General features: G+C 35.4%; 14 protein-coding genes and 9 pseudogenes. 16 read left to right on the top strand and 7 right to left on the bottom strand.

Features of this window, described 5'->3' with window-relative positions; translation table 11 throughout:
* Positions 1–127: 127 nt before the first annotated feature.
* Positions 128–583 carry a hypothetical protein gene (locus ACEWFJ_RS17380; RefSeq protein WP_473689343.1) on the bottom strand — a complete coding sequence of 152 codons (456 nt, stop codon included), beginning with the start codon at positions 581–583 and terminating at the stop codon, positions 128–130.
* Between the two features lie 348 nt (positions 584–931).
* On the opposite strand from ACEWFJ_RS17380, the gene ACEWFJ_RS17375 reads away from it, so the two are divergent.
* Positions 932–1,777, top strand: a complete 846-nt coding sequence (locus ACEWFJ_RS17375) for a DUF72 domain-containing protein (RefSeq protein WP_473689342.1) — start codon at positions 932–934, stop codon at positions 1,775–1,777.
* 256 nt (positions 1,778–2,033) lie between these two features.
* Positions 2,034–2,978 (top strand): annotated as a pseudogene (locus ACEWFJ_RS17370) (c-type cytochrome); the annotation flags it as partial.
* A gap of 143 nt (positions 2,979–3,121) precedes the next feature.
* Here ACEWFJ_RS17370 and ACEWFJ_RS17365 read toward each other — a convergent pair.
* The 4 genes and pseudogenes from ACEWFJ_RS17365 to deoD all read right to left on the bottom strand — a co-directional run bounded on the left by ACEWFJ_RS17365 (position 3,122) and on the right by deoD (position 6,946).
* The gene (locus ACEWFJ_RS17365; protein ID WP_098309458.1) at positions 3,122–3,316 is read right to left on the bottom strand and encodes a DUF3924 family protein; all 195 of its coding nucleotides are present in this window, start codon (positions 3,314–3,316) and stop codon (positions 3,122–3,124) included.
* A gap of 162 nt (positions 3,317–3,478) precedes the next feature.
* Positions 3,479–4,009 carry a tyrosine-type recombinase/integrase gene (locus tag ACEWFJ_RS17360; RefSeq protein WP_473689341.1) on the bottom strand — a complete coding sequence of 177 codons (531 nt, stop codon included), beginning with the start codon at positions 4,007–4,009 and terminating at the stop codon, positions 3,479–3,481.
* Between the two features lie 106 nt (positions 4,010–4,115).
* Positions 4,116–5,916, bottom strand: a pseudogene (locus ACEWFJ_RS17355) (HAMP domain-containing sensor histidine kinase).
* Positions 5,917–6,239: 323 nt separating this feature from the next.
* A pseudogene (deoD, locus tag ACEWFJ_RS17350) lies at positions 6,240–6,946 on the bottom strand (purine-nucleoside phosphorylase).
* Positions 6,947–7,253: 307 nt separating this feature from the next.
* Between deoD and ACEWFJ_RS17345 the strand changes: the two are divergent.
* Positions 7,254–8,022 (top strand): annotated as a pseudogene (locus ACEWFJ_RS17345) (hypothetical protein).
* Between the two features lie 5 nt (positions 8,023–8,027).
* Here ACEWFJ_RS17345 and mprF read toward each other — a convergent pair.
* A pseudogene (gene mprF / locus ACEWFJ_RS17340) lies at positions 8,028–10,600 on the bottom strand (bifunctional lysylphosphatidylglycerol flippase/synthetase MprF).
* A 466-nt stretch (positions 10,601–11,066) separates the two neighbouring features.
* Here mprF and ACEWFJ_RS17335 point away from each other — a divergent pair.
* The 13 genes and pseudogenes from ACEWFJ_RS17335 to ACEWFJ_RS17275 all read left to right on the top strand — a co-directional run bounded on the left by ACEWFJ_RS17335 (position 11,067) and on the right by ACEWFJ_RS17275 (position 24,173).
* The gene (locus tag ACEWFJ_RS17335) at positions 11,067–11,558 is read left to right on the top strand and encodes a DUF3907 family protein (RefSeq protein WP_098309452.1); all 492 of its coding nucleotides are present in this window, start codon (positions 11,067–11,069) and stop codon (positions 11,556–11,558) included.
* Positions 11,559–11,665: 107 nt separating this feature from the next.
* Positions 11,666–12,580 carry a superoxide dismutase gene (locus ACEWFJ_RS17330; RefSeq protein ID WP_473689340.1) on the top strand — a complete coding sequence of 305 codons (915 nt, stop codon included), beginning with the start codon at positions 11,666–11,668 and terminating at the stop codon, positions 12,578–12,580.
* Positions 12,581–12,798: 218 nt separating this feature from the next.
* Positions 12,799–13,920 (top strand): D-alanyl-D-alanine carboxypeptidase family protein, encoded by a 1,122-nt coding sequence (locus ACEWFJ_RS17325; protein WP_473689339.1) that lies wholly within the window; start codon positions 12,799–12,801, stop codon positions 13,918–13,920.
* Complete coding sequence (locus ACEWFJ_RS17320; RefSeq protein ID WP_440603197.1) at positions 13,913–14,509, top strand: nucleoside recognition domain-containing protein; 597 nt, start codon at positions 13,913–13,915, stop codon at positions 14,507–14,509. Before ACEWFJ_RS17325 ends, ACEWFJ_RS17320 begins: the two co-directional genes overlap by 8 nt.
* Positions 14,506–15,035, top strand: a pseudogene (gene spmB, locus ACEWFJ_RS17315) (spore maturation protein SpmB). Before ACEWFJ_RS17320 ends, spmB begins: the two are co-directional and overlap by 4 nt.
* 290 nt (positions 15,036–15,325) lie before the next feature.
* Positions 15,326–16,054, top strand: coding sequence for a 23S rRNA pseudouridine(2605) synthase RluB (gene rluB / locus ACEWFJ_RS17310; RefSeq protein ID WP_473689338.1), 729 nt, complete (start codon positions 15,326–15,328; stop codon positions 16,052–16,054).
* 120 nt (positions 16,055–16,174) lie between these two features.
* The gene (gene resA / locus ACEWFJ_RS17305; RefSeq protein ID WP_098309446.1) at positions 16,175–16,696 is read left to right on the top strand and encodes a thiol-disulfide oxidoreductase ResA; all 522 of its coding nucleotides are present in this window, start codon (positions 16,175–16,177) and stop codon (positions 16,694–16,696) included.
* Positions 16,697–16,848: 152 nt separating this feature from the next.
* Positions 16,849–18,470 (top strand): annotated as a pseudogene (resB, locus tag ACEWFJ_RS17300) (cytochrome c biogenesis protein ResB).
* A 14-nt stretch (positions 18,471–18,484) separates the two neighbouring features.
* Positions 18,485–19,641, top strand: a pseudogene (ccsB, locus tag ACEWFJ_RS17295) (c-type cytochrome biogenesis protein CcsB).
* A 654-nt stretch (positions 19,642–20,295) separates the two neighbouring features.
* A complete protein-coding gene (gene resD / locus ACEWFJ_RS17290) occupies positions 20,296–21,012 on the top strand; it encodes a DNA-binding response regulator ResD (RefSeq protein ID WP_253629103.1) in 717 nt (238 codons plus the stop codon).
* Between the two features lie 32 nt (positions 21,013–21,044).
* Positions 21,045–22,774: pseudogene (locus ACEWFJ_RS17285) on the top strand (ATP-binding protein).
* A gap of 117 nt (positions 22,775–22,891) precedes the next feature.
* Positions 22,892–23,473, top strand: a complete 582-nt coding sequence (locus tag ACEWFJ_RS17280; protein WP_473689337.1) for a cob(I)yrinic acid a,c-diamide adenosyltransferase — start codon at positions 22,892–22,894, stop codon at positions 23,471–23,473.
* An 85-nt stretch (positions 23,474–23,558) separates the two neighbouring features.
* Positions 23,559–24,173, top strand: a complete 615-nt coding sequence (locus tag ACEWFJ_RS17275) for a peptidoglycan DD-metalloendopeptidase family protein (protein ID WP_473689336.1) — start codon at positions 23,559–23,561, stop codon at positions 24,171–24,173.
* A gap of 32 nt (positions 24,174–24,205) precedes the next feature.
* On the opposite strand, the gene ACEWFJ_RS17270 is transcribed toward ACEWFJ_RS17275, so the two are convergent.
* Positions 24,206–24,889 (bottom strand): hypothetical protein, encoded by a 684-nt coding sequence (locus tag ACEWFJ_RS17270; RefSeq protein WP_429709308.1) that lies wholly within the window; start codon positions 24,887–24,889, stop codon positions 24,206–24,208.
* Between the last annotated feature and the right edge of the window lie 185 nt (positions 24,890–25,074).

The following is a 25,074-nucleotide window of genomic DNA, read 5'->3' as shown; positions in this document are numbered from 1 at the left end:
CTTAATAAGTTCTCTCTCTTTAAATCATTTGTCGATATATGATATTCATCTTTGCAGGACAAGACCTAGGATACTTGACTAATTTATAAAAAATGTGCGTATACATAGAAACAAGCACCCTTTTAGATTAAGGGTGCTTGTTGAGTTGAATATTTATATTTGTATTCATACTGTGCGCGGTTTTAGTTACCGGTGTATAGGAGATGACAATGTTTCCTTTAGCGGTTGGCTCAAAAGCAAGATCATCATAATATTGACTGTTATTTTTATTATGGATTGTAAGTTCAATTGAATCGAGTTTTTCATGTGCATATTTTTCTTTGATTTGTTTGGCGATTATTTCTAATTGTTTATACGAAGTGGCGTCGGTTATCACCATCCCCTTCAGAACAACCTTTTCTTTTTGCGCATCATGCACCAGGGGTATATGATTTTGTTTTGTATATAGGATGTCATAGGGTATGGTGCCTTCGTTTGAGGCTGCTTTTGGTTTATTGTATTCTCCAATTACAAAGAGTGCAAAACATAACGTTATACATGACATGAAAATAATCCAAAAGCGGATAGATGATAATACTTTCATCTGCATTCACCCTCGTTTCGTATAAGTTCTTTCACTATGAATTATACAAAATAAGCGTTAAATTAACGTTAAGCTGAGGTAAAGAAAAGTAAAGAAAGAGAGTTTTTTGTATAGCAAAACTTTTTTTCGGTTTGTTATAGTAGATTAAGAAGCCATAGGATAACAATGGAATAGAAATTGTTAAGATTGTAACTTTGTGATGAATTATTTATAAAGTGAAACTTACATTAGTATGTGTGTGGGACTGCCCGTTAATGTGAGACAATTAAATGACTCTGTAATTTGGATTTTTTCCATATATCATAATATGTTTTTGAGATTTAGAGGTGGATAGGAGATGGTGTTCGGATGATTTCTATTGGGTTAACAGGATGGGGAGATCATAACGCTTTATATAAAGATGCCTATGAAATGAAGCATAAACTACGAACATATAGTGAGTATTTTCCAATCGTAGAAGTAGATAGTTCTTTTTATGCCATACAGCCTGCAAGAAATTATGAGAAATGGGTTTTAGAAACACCGCCAAATTTTTCATTTATTGTGAAAGCTTATCAAGGAATGACAGGGCATATGCGCGGAGAGACCCCTTTTGCAAATATTGAAGATATGTTTCAGGCATTTAAAGAGTCGATAGTTCCTCTCCAAAAAGCAAATAAGTTAAAAATGGTTTTATTCCAGTATCCACCTTGGTTCGACTGTCAAAAGAAAAATGTGGATTTATTACGCTATACGAAAGAAAAGATGAGAGATATACCATGTTCATTAGAGTTTCGTAATCAAACGTGGTTTTATCCACAATTTCGTAATCAAACATTGCAATTTATGAAACAAGAAGGTTGGATTCATACTATTTGTGATGAACCACAAGCAGGAATTGGTTCTATTCCAATTGTACTAGAAGCAACGCATGAACAGATGACCTTAGTTCGATTTCACGGGCGCAATGTACATGGGTGGCTGAATACGGGAGAGAATTGGAGAGCAGTCCGCTGTTTATATCGCTATAACAAACAGGAATTAGAAGAATGGATAGAGAGGTTACAAGAATTAAAACCAAAAACAAAGGAAATTTACCTTTTATTTAACAATAACTCTGGCGGAGATGCGGCAGATAATGCAAAACAAATGATGGATATGCTTGGAGTTACGTATGGCGAACCTAGACCTGAACAACTAAATTTATTTGAATGAAGTGAAATAGTAGTAGGGTAAAGTAGTATTTTTATCAAGGGACTTCACCTTCATTGATTGAAAGCGCTAATTAGGATAAAAAGAAAAACACTGTACAAACAGGGGGAATGTACAGTGTTTTTCTTTATGAAAAAAGAGGGGTAACAATGTTACTGAGCGTTTGGTTGATTCATCAATTGTTGGTTTCATAATAAATGATAATGGTTATCATTATCATTGTCAATAGTTTTTGTATCTTTTGTTTTAAAAAATTTGCGGTATTATGTTGCTTCCAAAAGAAAACACATTAGTAGTTCATAATGCGATGAGTCATAATCTTGCTTTCTTAGAAACAGGTGGTAATGATTCATATGCAAAAGTGCAAGCTGATAAGAAGACAGTTAAATTAATTGAAAAAGATTCCTTATCGAAACTTGTACGCGAAGGAAAAGAAATCTTCTACAGTGCAAATAGCGATAAATATGCAGCATCGATTACAGGGAACAACTGGATGAGTTGTGCAACGTGTCATAGTGATGGAGAAATTAATGGTTTATCATTACTGACACCAAGAGGGAAACGAAATGTACCAAGCAACGTCTTAACGACAAAAACAGGTTTGTTTATGTGGGACGGCGCACGAGATGATTTTACGGATTATATCCATACCATACAAGGTGAAATTTGCGGTATGATGGAAATTTCACCTGGAAAAGAACTTCCAAAAGATGTGCAGCATATGTATGATGCTTTGCAAGCCTTTTTGGATGATCCGAATTCGTTTCCTGTCCCCAAAAGCCCATATCGTCAAGGGAATGGAGAATTAACACCTACTGCGAAGGATGGAGAGCAGCTGTTTAAAGGCGAGGCAAATTGTTTAACATGTCATGGCGGGGATAATTTCACAAATAGCACAAAAGCTGTTGATGAAAATGGTAAATTAACGACGAACAATACAAACTTCCTTTATAACATTGGGACTGCTAATGAAACAGATACAAATTATGATGGTGATGCGCGTGGGGGATTCCAAAATAAAAGACCAAAAGGATACTTTGATCTTCCAACGCTTCGTGGTGTATGGGCAACAGCCCCGTACTTACATGATGGTAGTGCGAAAACTATTGAAGAGGCAGTAGAGAAGCATCAATATGAAGAAAAGCCACAACTGTCAAAACAGGAAGTTCATGCAATTGCGGAATATGTAAAATCAATTCAATAGAAAATAGCGGTGTCTATCCCGCTATTTTCGAACAGTAAGACTCCCACCATCAAGAAAAGAGGTGGGAGTCTTACTGCCTATAATGGCAAGTTTGATTCAACTAATAATCAGTGATGAAAACGCTTACTAATCAAAGTTGAACTTTATCGCTGTTCTTTTTGTTGTACATATTTCTGTAAATCAAACGGTGTAATTTCTTGAATAAATTCTCTTGATATAAGAGATTGAATGAGTGTGCTTTCGGTAACGACAGCACCTGTTTTCTGTTTGTGAGCTTGTTGTAATAATTGCAGTTTTTCCAATGTTTCTTTAGGTAATTCAATTGTTAATGTGTTCATATTTCTCCCCCTACTACTAGAGTATCACTAGAAGATAGGAGAAACAAGAAAAGAGAAAGATATATTAAGATGGTAAAGAAAGTAATAGAGTTTATTGGATTAAAAAAGGTAACTATTTACAAAATAGTTACCTTTTTTAAAATCTATTTACAGTAATTATGACTAAGCAATACCGATGTATTTTAAAGTTTTGGATGGGGTGTTATGATCAAAAAAGTGTTGTAAAAATGCAATATCTACACCAGATTTGTAAGCACAATATCCCCATGTCTTGCGAAGTGTATGTGAGCTAATCCCTTCTAAACCAACTTCTTTTGCCGCTTTATTTAAAATGTACCAAGCGTGTTGTCTTGTAATAGACTTTGTTCCCTTTTGAGATTTTAATAATGGTTCATTTCGTTTCCATACTTTTCGCTCTTTCATGTATTGTTCGATAGTATGTTGCAATTCTTCATTTACAGCGAACCATTTATGTTTTTTCATTTTGTCATTATAGAACAAAATAGAATGACGAACATGTTCATTTTCATCAATAACATCGCCAACTTTTAATTGTAAAATCTCGCTTACTTTTAATCCTGAATTCACAGCTAACACGAATAATAAAGCATCACGCTTCGATGAGTGTAATAGTATATCTTTGATTTTTTCTAATTGTTTTTCATTTTGAATTGGTTGTCCTACTTGTTTCATTTCACGCACTCTCCTCTTTTATATGTGTAAAGGAAAGGATTAACTAGTTATTACTATAAAGGGAGTATGTGAATTTCATGTGAACTCCTCGTGAAATTAGAACAAATTATTTGACTTCTTTTGCTTTTTGTAAGTCGAAATAAAAGGCAACACCATTTTCTTTATTATACACACCGTAATCGGCATGATGAAGTTCTAAAATATTTTTTACAATGGATAAGCCTAGACCTGTTCCGCCTGTATGACGGCTACGGGATGCGTCTAATCGATAGAAACGGTCCCATATTTTATCTAAGCTTTCTTCAGGAATCGGCGTACCGTTATTTTCAATTTCTACTTTTACCGTTTCTTCATACTCAATGACAGATAGCTTTACTTGTTTCCCATTTGGTGTGTAACGAATTGCATTACTTAATAGATTGACGACAACTTGTTCAATGCGATTGCGATTTGCTTGTACATAAATAGTTGGATCTAATGCAAGCTCTACGTGTAAATTTTTTCTTCGATACTAAATAATAGCTTTGTATAAACTTGTTGGATTAATTCTCCAATTGAAAAAGCTTTAATTTCTAATTTATATGTGCCAGATTCAAGTTTTGCAAGTTCTAGCATTTCGACAATAAGGCGGTTCATATTATCAGTTTCTTCTAAAATAACGTCGGTATAATACGTAGTATCTTTACTTACACCATCTTTAATGCCTTCAGCGAAACTACGGATTACACTTAGCGGTGTTTTTAATTCATGGGATACGCCAGAGATAAATTCTTTTCTTGTTTTCTCTAGCTGTCTCTCTTTTTCAATATCTTGCTGTAGTTTTGTATTTGCTACATGCAATTTGTCAATTCGATCTTTTAAATTTACAGAAAGGCTGTTAATACTACCTGATAAGCTTCCAATTTCATCGTCTGTTGATATTGGGAGTTTTTCAGAAAAATCAAAGTTCGCCATTTTCTTTGTAACACGGTTCATTTTAATAAGCGGCTTTGCAATGATTTTTGAGTAATAGAATGACAATAAAATAATGACAATAAAGACGATAATTAATGCATAAACATAATAATCTTTCAAAACAAGCATAGCTTCATCAACGGGCTGCAGTGATGTCATTGCAAATGCAAATTCTTTTATTTCACCATTTTTAACAACGGGTTTAACAAAAATCTGATATTTCACTTCATTTTCTCCGCCCATTGTATACGTCGTCATTTCATTTGTATTTGTTTTTCCTAATGCGACAGAAAGCTCCCAGTGCTGAATACCCTGGATTAATGTATCTTTATTTGCAAGACGAATATCACTTGAGGAAGGAATGTGCAGTTTTGAAATAGTACCGTCAAATGTGCTAACACCAACACCGAAATCCTTTGTATATAAAGTTTTTTCACGTCTTGAAGTTGTATACCAAATTGCTTCAAGTCTGAAATGATATTATCATTTTGCCATATCCTGTTGTCGGCAGTAGTAATTGTAATAGGAATAATCATATCTTGTTTTAAGATCCCTTGTACACGGATTGGATCATTAATGTTTAATCCTAATTTTATAAACGAAGAATATTCATCGTTTGTGAAAATGTTATTGAGTGGAATAAAAAATGTTTTATTAGACGTATCAACAAGTTCAATGTGATAATTTTTGTCATCCTGAATAATGCCATTACGATCTAGTAAGACGAGTTCAGCATTTGTTTTTTCATAAAACTCTTGTTTTAACTTTGAAAGTTCTTCAACTGACTGATCACTTTTTTCATATTTACTTACAAATTTTTCGAAAGATGTTTGGACCGTCTGAATTTTTTTCTTTATATAAAACTTTTCTAAAAACAGTGATTGTCCAAGGAAAAAGAGTAAAAATGTAGCAGTAAACAATGCTGATGTTAATAGAAAAAGCTTAAATACAATGCTTCTTTTTTCACATCTTCACCTCATAAATTGTAAATTCCATAGTAGTCTTCTTATTATAACAAACGAATAAAGAGAGTAGGAGAGGAAATCTGTCGCTTGTTGAGATAGTTTTTTTCAAAAAGTCATATAAAGTGAAACTTCCATCAGTGGGGATTTTTTCATCCCCTACTGATAGTTAGTTGAACCAATCGAGCATTAACGGGCAGTTTATCTCCTGCCTAACTTCTTTGCTTTCACCGAATTTTAAGGTGTGAGTATTACTGCCCGTTAATGCGGGATAAAAAAGAACTCGCCAGACGTATGACAAGTTCTTGTGAAAATTACGATTGAATTGCTGCATCTAATGCAATTTCAATCATCTCATTAAATGTCGTTTGACGCTCTTCAGCTGTAGTTTCTTCACCGGTAAAGATATGGTCACTTACTGTTAAAACAGATAATGCATTTACACCGTATTTTGCTGCTAATGTATACAGTGCAGTTGTTTCCATTTCAATAGCTAAAACACCGTAATCGCCAAGTTTTTTCACCATGTCCATACTTTCACGGTAAAATACATCAGCTGTTAGTATGTTACCAACGCGAATATGTAAACCTTTTTCTACACCAGCATCATATGCTTTCTTTAATAACTCAAAGTCTGCACACGGCGCAAAATCAAATCCAGGGAATGTTAAACGATTTATGTTAGAATCGGTACAAGCAGTCATTGCAATAATAACATCACGTACTTTTACGTCTTTTTGAATCGCACCGCATGTTCCCACACGAATCAAGTTTTTTACACCATAACTTTGAATCAATTCGTTTACATAAATAGAAATAGAAGGAACGCCCATACCTGTTCCTTGAACAGAGACACGTTTGCCTTTATATGTTCCTGTAAATCCTAGCATACCTCGTACATTGTTGTAGCATGTTACATCTTCTAAAAATTTTCTGCAATATACTTTGCACGTAAAGGGTCTCCGGGTAATAAAATAGATTCAGCAATTTCGCCTTCTTTGGCTCCGATATGAACGCTCATATATATCCTCCTCGTTATGTAGCAATCGATATTATATAGTGATTATAATATCGATTAAGCAGTTTTCTCTTTGTAGTATACACGAAGTAGAGCGTTTTCAATAGTGTGTTTTCAAACGTGTATTTCTATTAATATTGCTATTTATGAGCGGTAAAACCCCACCACAAGATTATGAAAAGACAAGGAAGGTAGGTGGAGAGAGTGTAAGATAAAATAATTGCACAAAAAAGAATATAGATTAGATGTTTTTATATATAAAATAGTCTGAATTATGTTACAATTTACCAAAAAGTAGATAGGTGATTTCGTGAAAAATCTTATAATAGGAATTATCGCTTTGCTTCTTATTGTTCTTGGCGGATTTTATATGAAAAAATACAAAAGCAGCGAAGAAACAACGGGACAAGTACAACAAGTGAAGTGGCAACTTGATGATATCGATGTAAATAAAACTGCACATATTACATTTCAATTACAAGATAAAAAAGGGAATGAGATTCATGGTGTAAACGACCACATTCGGTTATTTATTGTGGACAAGCAGTTAGCGCAGTCGTATCAGGTGAGACCAACGTTTGCTGGTAATGGTTCATATAAAGCCGCGTATCAATTTAAAAAAGCAGGGGAATATACAATTTTCTTATATGAAGAAATAGGAGAGACAACAAAACAGTTTGCTGAAAAAAATATTATAGTAGGCAATAAAGAAGAAAAAAACAAAAGCCAATTGCTGTAGATAGTGTATTAACAAAAAATATTGGTACTTACAAAGCATCGCTTTTATTTCGTACGTTACATCCGAATGAAGAGGAAACATTAACGTTTCAATTTCAAATAGAAAAAGGGCAAAAACTAAAATTTCGCTCAAATACAGGAGAACGTGCTGCACTGTGCATAGTAGATGAAAAAAACAACATTTCTTGTACGTTGTTCCTGTTAATGATGAAGGACAATTGCAATTTCGCGTTACGTTTCCGAGTGAAGGGATTTATAAAATATGGGGTACTTTTTATATAAACGGAGAGAAATATGAGGAGCAGTTTGTATTACAAGTTCAGAAACGAAAAGACAGCTAAGAAGTTTAGCTGTCTTTTCGTTTTCCGATTAATTTTGTTACAGCGAGCATCGTAATTGGCAATGAATGATTTTTCCGAAATGCTAAATACTTCCCGCTCCATGCGGGTTTATATTTCTCTTTGAAATGTCTCAGGCCGCTAAAGCTATATGTATAGCGAACATTGTTGAAAATGGCTGCTGCGACGCGCTCTGACCAAAATGATTGTGCCGATAACCCAACGTTAGAAAGGGGAGCCATTCCGATATTAAAGCAGTGATAGCCATTTTCTTTTGCCCATTGGAATAAATGAATGAAAATAGCATCCATAATTCCACCTGGTGCATTAGGGTAATAACGCATTAAATCAACAGATAACTCACCATCTTGATATACAGGCATCAATGTTGTGAAGGCAATGATTTGACCATCAGCATCAGAAAGTGTTGCAACCGGCGCACGGTTCACATAATCACGATCTAAATAGCCAAGAGAGAAGCCTTTTTCCTTTTTTCCACCAAGCCATGCATCCGATACTTTTTTGAGTTCATCATACAATTCATCTGCAAATGGTGGTTCGTGAATCGCAAAGGTATAACCGTCTCGTTCGAAACGATTAAAAGTTGCACGCAATCCAGCTCTTTTTTCCGGATATTGTAAAAGTGTTTAAATCGACAACCGCTTCTTCACCCAGTTTGAAGAAGTTGTAACCGAAATCATGATATAAACTCATCCATTTACTTTCAATTTGATAAAATACGCAAATATATCCGAAACGATCCGCTTCTGTTAGAAATTCTTCTAATACTTTACGAAAAGAAGATTGCTGTCCGATTGGATCCCCGAGTACAATAAGACGTTTACCTGTAGGAGAAAACTGAATCATCGCTTTGCCATCGCTACTGAAAAAGAACTGCTTATCTCCTAAAAAGCCAAGATGGCTTAACACGTTCCCACCATGTTCATCTAAAAAAGTTGCAGCCGTTTCGGATTGAAAGGTTGCCCGGGAAATTTACTTCGATAGCGATTTGCGATAATGGAACCAATTAGTAAAAAGCTTGGTACAAAAAAGGCTGCGGCAAATGCACTTCGTTGTACTTGTTTAATATTACGAACAACAAAATCAGGTTTAAACACTTCCTTTGCTTCCGCAAATAGTACCCCTAAGTTTTTGTATAGATACAATGTAATAAGTAAAAAAAGGAATACTTTTACTACATCTGAGAATAAAACCTCCACTTTTTCACGTATAAATCGTTTACGAATCATATATAGTACAGCGAGTACAATGAGTAAGATAAAGGTTTCTTCTAAATCAATTCCTTTTAATGTATTAAAAATCGCGGCTCCGATTAGGGTTGCAATCGTCATATAGTAGGATCGCTTCGTTCCATGATAAATGCCGCTTGATAAAATAACGAGCAAAATACCAAATGTTAGCGATAAACTAAAAGAAATCTGTACTAGGTATTTAGGGACTAAAATATGAAGTACATGGGCGCGTTCAATACTTGTTGGAAAGATAGTGGAGAAAATCACCATGATTCCTGCAAAGCTTGTTAACGCAGCAGATGCCCAAGAACCGAGCTTTCTTAGAAAATCACGTTGTAACGTCCAAAGGACTCCAGTTGTTTCGAGGGCAGGTGCAATAAATGGTTTATCTTCAAATTTCTTTAGAGCAGCTCCTGTCATTTCAATCGCTGCAAAAACCAATCCGAGTCCAAATGGTAAAATATAATATACAAAGCGATATAATAACATAGCAGGAAGCAATACGCTTGTATCAAATCCATACTGTTCTAGTCCTGTTAAGAAAACAAGGTCAAAGGAGCCAAGTCCTCCTGGTACAAGGCTAACAACGCCAGCCAGGGCTGCAATGACATATACACCGAGAAATTGACGGAAATCTACTTCAATCCCAAATAGAAGTAAGATGACATACATAACAATACTTGCCGATACCCATTCTATTAATGAAACAAGTGAATAGAGGACAGTTGGATTTTGTTCTACTTGTTCTGTTTCTTCTGTTTTTCGCTTGCGATTTTTTATTTTTGAAACACCTATGTATAATGGGACAAAAAGGGCAAAAAAGATGAGAACTGGCCATAGCCAAGGTTTTTCTTGTAAAATAAATCTTGTATCTAATACGCCGATGAGGCCAAGAAAGGATAGTAATGCTAACCCATTAATAAAAGCCGTTGTCATCCAAGCGATACTTTTAAGAAGTTTACCGTTCTCCTGTACATAAGGACGATATAACATTGTACGTATACCTGCCCCCATAAGACCACCAAATCCTATAAATCCATTTAATGTATTAGCAATCCAAGAAATGCGGAAAATCTTTTTAACTGGTATATCAGCTTGCAAATGCCGCAGCATTACAAAGTCATAAAAGAACATTGTAGCAATAGCCAATGCGCCAAGTGTAACGGCTAAGAAAAACCACCAGATGGAATGTTTTTAATCGTTTCAACTGCTTCTCGAAATGAGATACCTGATAGTTCTTTTCGTGCTTGAAAAAACACAATTGTTAGTATGACAAAGGGGAAAATAAATTTTCCGATTTGTAGCATACGTTTCCATGAAAACGACATAAAGACAACTCTCCTTATATAAGAAAACTGAGGCAATATTTTTATTATGACAAACTTCAGTGAAAATAAAAAGGAAAATTCAGTTACAAAAGCTATAAACTAAAAAATGTAATTTAGCATATTACAAAATTTTTATACATTTAAGCATTAATATATAAGATAGAACAGAAAAGGCGCTTCATGTTTTATCCCGCATTAACGGGCAGTAAGACCCCCACTGATGGAAGTTTCACTTTATTTTGAAGAAATTTTGCAAGAATTTACTCCTTTTGAAGGAAATCTGCTTTTTAAAATCGAAAATCAAAACATATATGTTGCGCTAGCTTATGTGATAAAAATAGAAACAGCTAGAGCGTTTTCATATTAATACGATAGAAGAATATCGCGTATATTTTGATGAAGAAACAATAATAGCAGCAGAAGCAATTTTCGAAAATCCGTTAAAATGGTGAGGGGAGAAACTAGCATGTCGAATTTAATGGTTGAAAATCAAACGCGGCAAGTAACTGTTTTTTTGGAAGAAGTAATTGAAGTGATCACAAAATATGTAAATAATCACACATTACCTTTATTATTAGAAGAAACACCTGAAGGCGATGAACAGTATTTTGCTGGATTGTTAGCTTCAATTCGACGTTTACTTGTATTTTGTGAAGAAGGGTTAGATGCTTGCTGCGTAGTAATGAATAATGAGCCGTTTCGAAAAAATGCAGCGCAAAGAACGTTATATAAAATCTATCATCAAGTGATTGCAGAGTTTTTTTCACCGAAAAATGATTATTGGTATGAAAATAGCCGATCAGCTTATACAGGGAAGAATTCAATTGCCTTTCAAAAACAACCTCCTTTTTCTATTGAACGAATGATGCAAGAGTTAGAAGGGAAATTTCAAATGTTGCGCGAAGAATTAGAATATTATGAGACAGACTATCAAACGAAAATGATACAAAAATATTAACTCTGTAAGAAGCTAGGTGATGCCTAGCTTCTTTTGCTTTTTGAAACGTCATATACGCTCATACTTTCGAATACATTTAAAAAGGATAGCATTGATGGAGGTGACATATGAGTCAGCAAGAAGTGTTTACCGATTACTTTCATGAAGTTGAAAGTTGGTGCGAAAGTGTTCTCCACGTATTAGATAACCGGGCAACGGAAGTGTATGATGTCCATATGCTTGCATATAAAATTCAAATGTTATTAGATCGTATTAAAGAAAATGAATATGATTATGATGCGGAGTTTGTTTATGAAATTAGTGATGATGTTGAACATATTCAACACTACTTACAAGAGGCGTTAATGTCTGATTCAGAACAATATGTATTATACGAAAGAAATTATGTAGAAACTGCTGTACCGATTGGGGGACATACTCTTCCGCCACTTCCATATCCGTATAATGCACTTGAACCGTATATTTCAAGGGAAATTATGATGCTTCATCATGATAAGCATCATCGTAGTTATGTAGAAGGATTGAATAAAGCAGAGAAAATGATGGCAGAAGCACGAAAAACAAATCAATTTGATTTAATAAAGCATTGGGAGAGAGAAGCTGCTTTCCATGGTTCCGGACATTACTTACACACTATTTTTTGGAACAATATGAAAAAAGATGGTGGTGGTAGCCCACATGGAGACTTGTCGAGGCAAATTGAAAAAGATTTCGGGAGCTTTTTACGTTTTCAAAAACATTTTACAGAAGCAGGAGCAAAGGTGGAAGGTTCTGGATGGGCGATTCTCGTTTGGGCACCTCGTTCCGGGCGATTAGAAATTTTACAAAGTACACTTCATCAATTATTTACGCAATGGGATACGATCCCTCTATTAGTACTTGATGTATGGGAGCATGCATACTATTTACAATATCAAAACCGAAAGGAAGAATATATTAAGAATTGGTGGAATATTGTCAACTGGGGTGATGTAGAGAAAAGATTTGAAAGTGTAAAAGAACTTCAGTGGATACCATATTAGACGCATCGTGATGCGTCTTTTTTGTGGGTAGTAAAACCCCCACCTCAAGATTTAGAGAGAAGCGAGGAAGATAAGTGGGGGATAAAAAAATCCCACTGATGGAGGCTTCACTTTATCCCGCTATTTGCTGGCAGTAAGTCCTCTACCTCAACTTCCATTCATATTTTAAAGGTCCAAGCATACACTTGTACAAAAAGTGCCGAAAAGGACGTGAATATATGCGAGGAAGATGGATTGTGATAGCACTTATTATGATATGTGTAAGTATGTTACCCAATGATACATATGCACAAATGAATAATGTTAGTGCTCGTAATGCCGTGTTGATGGAGCAGCATTCGGGGCGTGTACTATATGGAAAGTTAGAGCATGAATCCGAAAAAATTGCAAGTATTACAAAAATTATGACCGCGCTTTTGGCAGTTGAATCAGGGAAAATGAAAGAAAAGGTATCAATTAGCAATACGGCTGTTCGTGTGGAAGGATCGGCTATTTATTTAAAGCCAGGGCAGAAAGTAACGTTAGAGGATTTAGTATACGGTTTAATGTTACGTTCTGGAAATGATGCAGCTCAGGCAATTGCAGAATATATTGGTGGAAGTACGGATGGGTTTGTCTATTTAATGAATGAAAAGGCCGCACAAATTGGAATGAAGGATACACATTTTTCTAACCCGCACGGTTTAGATGGGGATGGGACACATTATTCTTCAGCATATGATATGGCACAGTTAACACGGTACGCCATGAACAATGAGACATTTCGTGAAATTTTTGGAACGAAAACGTATCAGTCGCAAGCGTGGGATTATCCATGGAAAAATAAACATAAGCTTGTTACATCTATGTACGAGTATGCAACAGGAGGAAAAACTGGCTTTACGAAAAAGGCAGGACGAACACTTGTAACAACTGCATCAAAAGATGGGCTAGATTTGATTGTTGTAACATTGCAGGCTTCGAGTGATTGGGACGATCATATGTATTTATTTAATGAAGGTTTTAAACAGTATATATCAACTACAGTACTAAAAAAGGGAGTACTTTCTGAAATTCAAGACAAAAAGTATAAAAATCATGTATATACGAAAAATGATTTGTTAGTGCCGCTAACAAAAGAGGAGTTAAAAAAGGTCACATTACAAATTGAATTTGATAAAACAGCCAAGGTAACAGATGAAGAGAAAGTAGGTCGCGCTATTGCTTATCTAAATGGAGAAGAAATTGGGGAGCGTAATTTATTTTATAGTAAACGAAAGCTTATTGCGACAACAGGTTTGTTTTGGAGCGATTTTAAAGAAGTATTTTCACAAATGTTAGGTGTGAAAACAGATGGTTAATCTTGTCTGGGCTGCGATGGCGTTAATTGGTATTGTGTATGCAATGTTTAATGGAACGATGGAAGAAGTGAATAAAGCGGTTTTTGAAGGTTCAAAAAGTGCTGTAACTATTTGTATTGGACTGATTAGTGTTCTTGTTTTTTGGCTTGGTTTAATGAAAATTGCAGAAGAAGCGGGACTATTAAAGAAGCTTGTTGCATTGTGTATGCCTCTTGTAAAAAAATTGTTTCCAGAAGTTCCGAAGGATCATCCAGCGATGGGTTTTATTTTATCCAATATGTGGGCAAACTTTTTCGGTTTAGGAAATGCAGCTACACCACTTGGGATTAAAGCAATGGAACATTTAAAAGAGTTAAATGGGGGAAAAGACTTTGCGAGTCGTTCTATGATAACATTTCTTGCCTTAAATACATCGGCTATCACGCTTATTCCCACTACGGTTATTTCAATTCGGATGACATATCATTCTGCAAACCCTACTGAAATTGTAGGGGTAACCTTTATCGCTCAAGTGCTATCTATGATTGGTGCCATTTGGATTGATCGTTATTTTTACCGAAGAAGAAGTAGAAAGGGGAAGAAAAAATGAGTATTGTCAATATGATTTCTCTATGGGTGATTCCATGCGTGATTGGATTTATTCTATTATATGGGACGGTAAAAAAGTACCGACATATGAGTCGTTTGTAGAAGGGGGAAAAGAAGGGATTCAAATTGCTGTATCCATTTTACCATTTATGGTTGGTATGCTCGTTTCTATTGCCATTTTTCGAGCTTCAGGAGCGCTAGATGCAATGATTCATGTAATGAAACCAATGCTAGATATGATTCATGTGCCAGCAGAAATTGTTCCGCTTGCACTTATTCGTCCGATTTCTGGATCAGCAGGACTAAGCATTACAACGGATTTAATTGCCACATATGGGCCGGATTCGTTTATTGGGAGACTTGCTTCCACAATGCAGGGAAGTACAGATACGACTTTTTATATTTTAACAGTTTATTTTGGGGCGGTTGGGATTCGGAAAATGGGTGATGCATTAAAAGTTGGTTTATTTGCTGATTTAATTGGTATCGTGTGTTCAATTGTATTTGTTTCACTTATGTTTCAGTAATAATGATTCATTTTTCATTCAAATTGGACTATAATACGAATACAGCCACTATTAAGAATGCGCTTAATAGTGGCTTTTTTATGGATTGTTTTTGACAAAAACGTGAACATTTGCCGTAAGCAAATGGAAGGATGTGGACCATAATAAAGAAGAGAATCATACCGCATTCCTTTATTAGCTTACAAAGTTGGCAATGTTGTTTATGGTAAGTAATGGGCATTGTCTACTAGGTTAGACAGTTGCCAAGTCCTTCTAATGAAGGTAAGATGAATTTGAGGTGAAGAAACGAAATGGAACGATTACAAAAGGTAATAGCACAAGCAGGTATCGCATCAAGAAGAAAAGCAGAGGAACTTATTCAACAAGGGAAAGTTAAGGTTAACGGAAAAGTCGTGACCGAACTAGGAACGAAAGTGAGTGCGCAAGATAAAGTTGAAGTAAACAACATTCCTCTTGAAAAAGAAACACCTGCTTACTTTTTATTATATAAACCAACTGGTGTTATTTCGAGTGTAACAGATGATAAAGGAAGAAAAGTGGTCACAGATTTCTTTCCAGAAATTCCACAGCGCCTTTTTCCAATTGGTCGCTTAGATTATGATACATCTGGTTTAATATTGATGACAAATGACGGAGACTTTGCGAACATTTTAATGCATCCAAAGTATAAGGTTGAAAAAACATATGTGGCAAAGGTAAAAGGTCCGTTAACTGGTGAAAAAATCCGCATGTTAGAAAAAGGTGTTATGCTTGAAGAAGGGAAAACAGCGCCTGCGCATGTGAAAATCCTTTCTTGGGATAAACGTAAAGAGGTTGCAATTGTACAATTGACAATTCATGAAGGAAGAAATCGCCAAGTGCGTAGAATGTTTGAAGCAGTTGGATGTAAAGTGATGAAATTAAAGCGTGAGCGGTATGCCTTTTTAGAGTTAGGTAATTTACGCCCAGGAGATGCAAGAGAATTATCTCCTCATGAAGTAAAACAACTTCGTGCTCTTGCTTCAACGAAACCAAGATAGTATTTAGTAACAGGAATAAAAGCTTCTATCAGTAAAGAAATCTTTACTGATAGAAGTGAATACATAGAAAAGTTTAGTATGTGCTAAACTTATTTATTTCGTTAAGAGAGGAGAGACACCGTGAAGAAAAATAGGCTGTTATTTCGTGTAATCATTTTGCTCATATTAGGAGGGGCAGTAGGGTTTACGTTATATCAAAACTTTTTTGTTGATAAGGAGAAAGCGCAAGTTGGAAAGGAAGCGCCAAACTTTGTTGCTACTGATTTAGAAGGTAACAAAATTACGTTAAAAGATTTAAAAGGAAAAGGTGTTTTCTTAAATTTCTGGGGAACATGGTGTGGACCTTGTGAGAAAGAAATGCCATATATGAATGAATTATATCCGAAATATAAAGAAAAAGGTGTCGAAATAGTAGCATTAGATGCAGATGAAACAGAACTTGCTGTGAAAAACTTTGTGAATCAATATGGACTGAAATTTCCAGTAGCGATTGATAAAGGACAAGAAATTTTAAATACATATGATGTAGGACCGTTACCAACAACGTTTTTAATTGATAAGGACGGAAAGATTGTCGAAAAAATTACAGGTACACAATCTAAAGAACAAATGGAAGAATATTTAAAGAAAATTACTCCATAAATGAGAAATGTATAGAAAATATATTTGTACAGGTAGTATTGGTCAATTGAGGTGCTGTTTGTAATTTCAGTACCTAACAATAAAATTCTGATTATTCAGTGAAAGTGTTATGAAACATAGATACATAGAGAAAAGAAACGGCGGTGAGGGATTTGGAACAAATAAAGTGTGTTTGCGGTCATGTAAACCCAATTGGTACAATCTTTTGCGAAGCTTGCGGAAAGCCTTTTGAAGATGAGAAAGATACAAAATTATTAGATATGCGATATGAAGGAAGTGCACGGCGGTCTATTACACATACAAAAACAGTTGTGGATAAAATTTGGAGTTTTTTCTCTTCCGTAAAAGTTGGAGTATGGCTCATTGTTATTACACTTATTGCATCTGGAGTGGGGACGATTTTTCCACAAGAAATGTATCTCCCACCAAATGTCACGCCGGGGGAATACTATGAACAGCAGTATGGTTTTCTTGGAAAATTGTATTACCAATTAGGATTTGACAATCTATATAGCTCTTGGTGGTATATGATGTTAATTGCATCTATCGGGATTTCTCTCGTTATATGTAGTTTAGACCGAGTTGTTCCTTTGTATAAAGCGTTGAAAAAACAAGGCGTAACAAGGCATCCGAGTTTTTTAAAGAGGCAGCGGTTATACGGAGTAGCACTAGCAACAAAAGAAGAAATTGAATGTGTTAAGGAAAACTTGAAAAAGAAAAATACAATGTACGAGTGGAAAATGATAACATTCTAGCAGAAAAAGGACGTTTTTCTCGTTGGGGTCCATATGTAAATCATATTGGTCTTATTATTTTCTTATTTGGAACGATGCTGCGTTTTGTCCCTGGTATGTATGTAGATGAATCGCTTTGGCTTCGTGAAGGTGAAACGAAAGAAATCCCAGGAACAGACGGAAAGTATTATTTGAAGAATGAAAAATTCATTAAAGAAGTCTATGATAAAGGAAAAGAAAATGAGGTCTTTGATAATGCGATTGATCGAGTTGGGAATAAGATAATTCCGAAAAACTATCAAACAAATGCCGTATTATATAAAGCAGTTGGAAAAAATATTGCTGGTCAAAAGCCAAAGCTTGAGAAAGTGAAAGAGTATAGCATTCGAGTGAATGAACCTCTTAAATTTGATCATTATGCTCTTTATCAAGTAGATTTTAAAGAGGGCGAATTTAGTAAAATGTCTTTTGCTTTACAAAAGAAAGAAAGTGGCCAAAAATGGGGCCCAATTACAGTTGATCTAGCAAATCCAAAAGAAACATACGATTTAGGAAATGGATACTCTCTGCAGTTGTTAAGTTATTTTCCGGATTTTTACTTTGATGAAAGTGGAAAACCGAATACAAAAACGAAGCTACCTAATAATCCAGCGTTTGTTTTTAAAATGTTTACACCCGAAACACCAAATGGAGAAGTGAGCTTTGTTGGAATTCGACAAAATATAGAGCCAGAAGGAAACAATTTATACAAAATGTCTTTTGCAGGTGTAGAAACGCGTAACGTTACAGCGCTTACTGTACGAAAAGATTTGACACTTTGGATTATAGCTCTGGGAGGCTTTATTTTCATGGTCGGTGTTATTCAAGGTATGTATTGGAATCATCGACGTATTTGGATACAACGTGTTAACAATGAATGGTGGATTGCTGGGCATACAAATAAAAATTGGTATGGTTTGCGAAAAGAGATAGAAAAAGTCTTAGAAGGGACAAGCATTCCACAGCCAAATGATAAAGTCAATGAGAAGAAAATTAGTTAAGGTGGGGAGAGAGTATGGTAGAAATAAGTAGTAATTTCTTATTTGCTGCTTTCGTATTGTATTTAATTGCAACGTTGTTTTTTGGAGGTGCGATTAAAGAAAAAGGGCGGAAGTGGGCAAACATTGGGATAAGTATTACTATTCTAGGTTTTGCTGCGCAATCGGTATACTTTGTTACGAGATGGATTGCATCAGGACATGCACCAGTTAGTAATTTTTTTGAATTTGGGACATTTTTCGGCATGATGATGGTTGGTGCATTTATTATTATGTATTTTATATATAAGACAAGCATCCTTGGTTTATTTGCACTTCCAGTTGCTATTTTACTCATTGCCTATGCAAGTATGTTTCCGAGGGAAATTACACCGCTTATCCCTTCATTAAAAAGTTACTGGCTACAGATTCATGTAACAACAGCAGCTGCTGGCCAAGCTATTTTAGCAATTAGTTTTATTGCGGGGGTTATATATTTACTGAAAAATGTGGATCAGTCAAAAAAAGCAAGCAAACATTTTGGCTGGAAGCAGTTATTTTTTCACTTGTTTGTGTAATTGGATTTATAGCAGTGACAACTGCTTTTTCAAGTATAAAATACGAAGCGAAATTCCAATGGATTGATAAAAATGAGCAGCAAGCAGAAATGGTGTACAATCTACCTGCTTTAGTAGGACCTCATGAAGGAAAGTTAGTCACAACCGACAAACTTGAGCCTGCAATAGAAACACCTGCTATTATTAATGCGAAAAAATTAAACACAGTGATTTGGTCGATATTTATAGGAAGCGGATTGTACATCCTATTAAGATTGATTTTACGTAAGCGAGTAGCAGCGGCGATTCAACCAGTAGTACAAAAAGTGGATAGTGATTTACTTGATGAAATTGGATATCGCTCTGTTGCAATTGGATTCCCAGTCTTTACGTTAGGCGCATTAATCTTTGCGATGATTTGGGCGCAAATTGCATGGACACGTTTTTGGGGATGGGATCCAAAAGAGGTTTGGGCACTCATTACCTGGCTCTTTTATGCAGCCTTTTTACATTTACGCTTGTCTAAAGGGTGGCACGGTGAAAAATCAGCATGGCTTGCAGTAATCGGATTTGCAATTATTATGTTTAACTTTGTTGTGGTAAACTTAGTAATTGCAGGCCTGCATTCATATGCATAACAATAATTGAAGTTCAACGAGTCAAGTCGTACGATTCATTATTGCAGGATAAAGTGAAACTTCCATCAGTGGAGAGTTTTTTCATCTCCCACTGATGGAAAGCTCTCACCAATCGGGCTTTTACGGGCAGTTATCCCCCACCTATCTTCTTCGGATTCTTCACAATCTTGAGGTGGAGGGCTTACTGCCCGTTAATGCGGGATAAAATAGGAAGGTAACCGTCACTTTCCTATTTTATTTTTGTCAATTTCTTTTCTTTTTTGAGAAAAACATGACAAAGTATAAGAGAATTTTGTAAAATGATGTCGAGGACAAATTATATTGTTTAGGAAACATACATATTTTTGGAAAAACTATGAACAAATTTTATTATTTTTGTGAAACATAATGCAAAGGTGAACTTTCAATCATGAAAGGTTTTGTCTATGAAAATGAGATAAGGGTAAGTTTAGGGCTCTATTCTGTTCTAATTAGTAATTAGGATATCCCCCTCACTAGATTCAGAGGAATAGAAGGCAAGTGGGAGATAACTACTAATATGCACTTGATTAGTTCAACGAACCCTCAGTGGAAACCAAATTTGAGGAAAGTTTCACTTTATTGGAGAAAGGTAGGTGTGAACCGTTGTGACATTTACATGTACAGCGGGTTGCGATGGAAAATGAATTAAAGATTTTAATTGTAGATGATGAAGATCGTATTCGTCGTTTGTTAAAAATGTATTTAGAGAGAGAGCAGTACATTATTGATGAGGCTGACAACGGTGAGACGGCGTTAGAAAAAGCGTTGCAAAATGATTATGATCTAATTCTTTTAGATATTATGATGCCTGGAAAAGATGGCATTGAAGTGTGTAAAGGTATTCGTGAGAAAAAAGCCACACCGATTATTATGCTAACGGCAAAGGGAGAAGAAGTGAATCGCGTACAAGGATTTGAAGTTGGTACAGATGATTATATTGTAAAACCGTTTAGCCCACGCGAGGTTGTGCTACGTGTAAAAGCTGTTTTACGTCGCTCAGTTACAACGACATTCTTTACGCAAGATACGACAACAAAAGATGTTATTGTATTTCCTCATCTCACAATTGATAATGACGCACATCGTGTTACAGCTGATGGAGAAGAAGTGAATTTAACACCAAAAGAATATGAATTATTACTATTTTTAGCGAAGGCACCTGATAAAGTATTTGACCGAGAGCAGTTATTAAAAGAAGTATGGCAGTATGAATTTTTCGGTGATTTACGCACAGTTGATACACATGTAAAGCGCCTGCGTGAGAAGTTAAGTAAAAAGTCAGCAGATGCAGCGAAAATGATTGTAACTGTATGGGGTGTTGGTTACAAGTTTGAGGTTGTGAACGATTAATGCTTTGGAAAAGTGTAGTAGGGAAATTATGGATGACGATTCTGCTCCTTGTTTCCTTCGTGCTTGGTTTTGTTGCCATTTTACTTTCGCAGTTTTTTGATAATTATTATGTAACAATGGGAGAAACAAGGCTTACGAATGTTGCAACGAGTGTTTCTGAATTAATAGAAGAGGGGACGGATGAGCAGACGATAGAACATATCGCATATAAATTCGCTGACCCCTTTCGCGTATTATTATTGTGAAAGATAATAATGAAATATCTGCTTCTCCGGCACAACAAGGATTGGCAACGCTAACACTAACTGATTTGAAAAATGACAAAGAGTTACAAGCGGTATTTACAGAACGTAAAAAGGTACAAAAAATTAAGACCGTCCCAGATGAAAACAATAAGAAAAATCCTGACAATGATATTATGATTGTCGGTGTTCCGTTAAAGTCGTCAAAAGATGGTGCGGTCTTTGTATATCAATCGTTACAAGTACCAAAACAAGGAATAGAAAAATCGACGGATTTTATCTTTTTATCTGCGGGGATTGCGATTATTTTAACAACGTTCTTTGCCTTTTTCTTATCAACTCGAATTACAGCCCCACTTCGTAAAATGCGCGAAGTAGCTTTTGAAGTAGCACGCGGGAAATTTGATGCGAAGGTACCAGCGGTTTCGCAAGATGAGATTGGTGAACTTGCAACAGCTTTAAATCAAATGGGAAAACAATTGAAGTTTAATATTAATGCGCTGCAACAAGAGAAAGAACAGCTTTCTAGTATTTTAAGTAGTATGGCTGATGGTGTTATTACGTTAAATCAAGAAGGAGAAGTTGTTGTAATTAATCCGCCAGCAGAACGTTTCTTACAAGTATGGTATGAAGAAAAAGAGATAGAGTTAAGTGTGAGTTTGCTATCGGAGCTTGTTGAACTGTTTCATCTCGTTGTAGAAAGTGAACAGCAACAAGTTATAGAAGTTAATTTAGAAAAAGGTAATTATGTTGTACTGATGACACCGCTGTACAATCAGACGAAGATTCGCGGTGCTGTTGCGGTACTTCGTGATATGACGGAAGAACGCCGTCTTGAAAAAATGCGTAAAGATTTTATTGCAAACGTATCGCATGAATTACGTACACCAATGGTTATGCTGCAAGGATATAGTGAAGCAATTTTAGATGACATTGTTCAAACGAAAGAAGAAGTGCATGAATTTGTGCAAATTATCTATGATGAATCTGTACGCTTAGGTCGTCTTGTGAATGAATTGTTAGATTTAGCTCGAATGGAGAGCGGTCACGTAGAATTACATATATCAGAAGTAGATATTGTTCCATTTGTTGAAAAGATTGCACGAAAATTCCAAGGGATAGCAAAGGAAAAAGAAGTGCAGCTAGCAGTTGATTTTCGCACTTCCATAGAGCAGCATTCTTTTGATCCGGATCGTATGGAACAAGTGTTAACAAATTTAATTGATAATGCTTTAAGACATACAAATGCGGGTGGTAAAGTATCACTTATTATCGATGAGAAAAATAATGGAATTGTATTCGAAGTTGAAGATTCTGGGATTGGTATTCCAGAAGATGATATTCCATTCTTATTTGAACGTTTTTATAAAGCGGATAAGGCTCGTACACGCGGGAAAACAGGTGGTACAGGGTTAGGACTTGCGATTGCAAAAAATATTGTGCGAGGACATGATGGTAAGATTACAGTGTCGAGTGTAGTAGATAAGGGGACGACATTCTCTGTATATTTGCCAACATAAGTATGATGAAATTATATGCGAATTTTTAAGCTTATCTTTTTGATAAGCTTTTTTTTGAAAAAGAAAAGGAATGTTAGTATAAGAGAAGAATGAAAAAGAGAAATAAGGAGGGAAAACATGAAGCTATATACAAAAACAGGAGATAAGGGAGAAACAAGTCTTATTGGAGGACGCGTAGATAAAGACAATTTGCGTGTAGAGGCATATGGAACAATTGATGAGGCGAATTCGTTTATTGGACATGCGATGACATTGCTAGAGGGGGAATTGTTTCAAGATATTTATCAAGAACTTGAAAAAATTCAGCATGAGTTGTTTGATTGTGGCGGGGATTTAGCGATTGTGAAGAGGAAAATTCCGTATAAAGTAACAGAAGACATCATTACTTTTCTAGAGGAAAGGATTGATGTATATATACAAGAAGCACCGCCGCTTGAGCGCTTTATTTTACCAGGAGGAAGTCAAGGGGCGGCTATTATTCACATTGCTCGTACTATTACACGAAGAGCAGAACGTTGTATTGTTGCTTTAAAGAAACAAGATGAGATTAATGAATATGTTTTGCAATATGTAAATCGCTTATCGGATTATTTATTTGCAGTTGCAAGAGTTGTGAATGCTCGTTCGAATGTGAAAGATATAGAATATGAAAGAAGCGCGATTGTATTTCGAGATAAGGAGGAGAAGAAAGAGAAATAGGCTCTTTCTTTTTTTGTATACTTTTTGCTATAATCAACCAAAATAGAGAAAGTGTGATTGTTATTTAGAAAACGGAGGATTTATAATGAAAGCTTTAAAAATCATTTTGCTTTTCTTTTGTGTCTTTTTTATAGCACAAACAGAAGGTGCTGCTGAAGAAAAGCGGTGGGCATGGCCGGTAGAGGGGAGAATTAGTGATTATTTTGGAACGAGAAATGGAAAACATTTTGGGATTGATATTGCTGCACCGATCGGCACTTCAATAGCAGCTATGCAAGATGGTGTTGTAACAAGATCTTATTTTTCTGATAGCTACGGGCATGTTGTGTTTATTAAACATGAAGATTATGAAGCTGTATATGCCCATATGAATAAACGACTTGTGAAAGAAGGAGATGTAGTTTTACAAGGGCAAAAAATTGGTCAAGTAGGGAATACAGGACAATCGAATGGTGCTCACTTACATTTAGAAGTTCATAAAGGGGCTTGGACGATAGCGAAAACAAATGCAGTGAATCCGCTGCGAATGATTCAAGAAAAGCCTAATACGGTAGCATCCGCTTCTGTATATGTCGTGCAAAAAGGTGATACATTGATCAGTATTGCTAGGAAGTTCGGTACAACTGTTGAAGAATTAAAAGTGAAAAATTATTTGCAAAAAGACACTATTTATCCGTCGCAAAAATTACATATTAATTGAAAAAGAGCTAGGAAGACTAGCTCTTTCGTTTGTTACCAAAAAATAAAGATACATGCAAATCCAGCGATTATTAAATAGCTATAATAATAAAACACTTTAGCTCGTGTTTTTTCTGTTGTTCTAAATAAGACAAGAGTAGGTTCAATAAGACCGATAGCGAAACAAAGAAGACCGAGCAGCATACAGCCGAGAGACAGCGAATACAAAGCAATTTGAATTTGAGATGGGAGAATCAATTTTAATAAAAATGCAATAAGTACAGTATAGCAAATACTCCCAATATACATATTCAATGTTGTATTAGATCGATAACCAGGCAGTTTTTTTAAAAATGATCTGGAAACAATTTCTGTTTCTAAGGATGTATAAGTTTGAATGATTTTTTCTGCCTTTTTTCCTTGATGAAAAAGAGAAAGAATCCAATTTCGTTCTCCTTGAAAGACAAAATGAGTTTTTGTTAAATAATGATCAATTTTGACTTTTCTCCAGCTTTTCCATGGATGTCGTTCGCAAAGTTTTAGTTTACTGTCTGAATTTTTATCATATTGATATACACTAATGCCATCTTCATCAAAAGCAGCATAATATGTATCTCTTGAAAAGTTACCTGAGTCAAGAGGACAATAGAACAGCAATTCCTTTTTTAAATAAAAGTATTCTTTGCGAAGATTTTTTTTCATAATTTCTCGAATAGGCTGTTTCTTTTCTTTACTCATGACATTTCCTCCATTGTAAGAAAATGCTGTTTTTCTTAACAATATCATATCTTATCACTTTCACGTATAAATGGCTAGAGAATTGTGGACAAAAAAGAACAAACACGAAAATTTGTTCCTTTTTGTCGTATTATTTACTTATTGTTAGAATAGCATGCAATTATGAGGATGTGACTGGATAAAGA

The sequence above is a fragment of the Bacillus sp. EA-CB0995 genome, from assembly GCF_055814245.1.
Note: the sequence above shows the minus strand (reverse complement) of the source record. Positions and strands in the feature narration are given on the sequence as shown.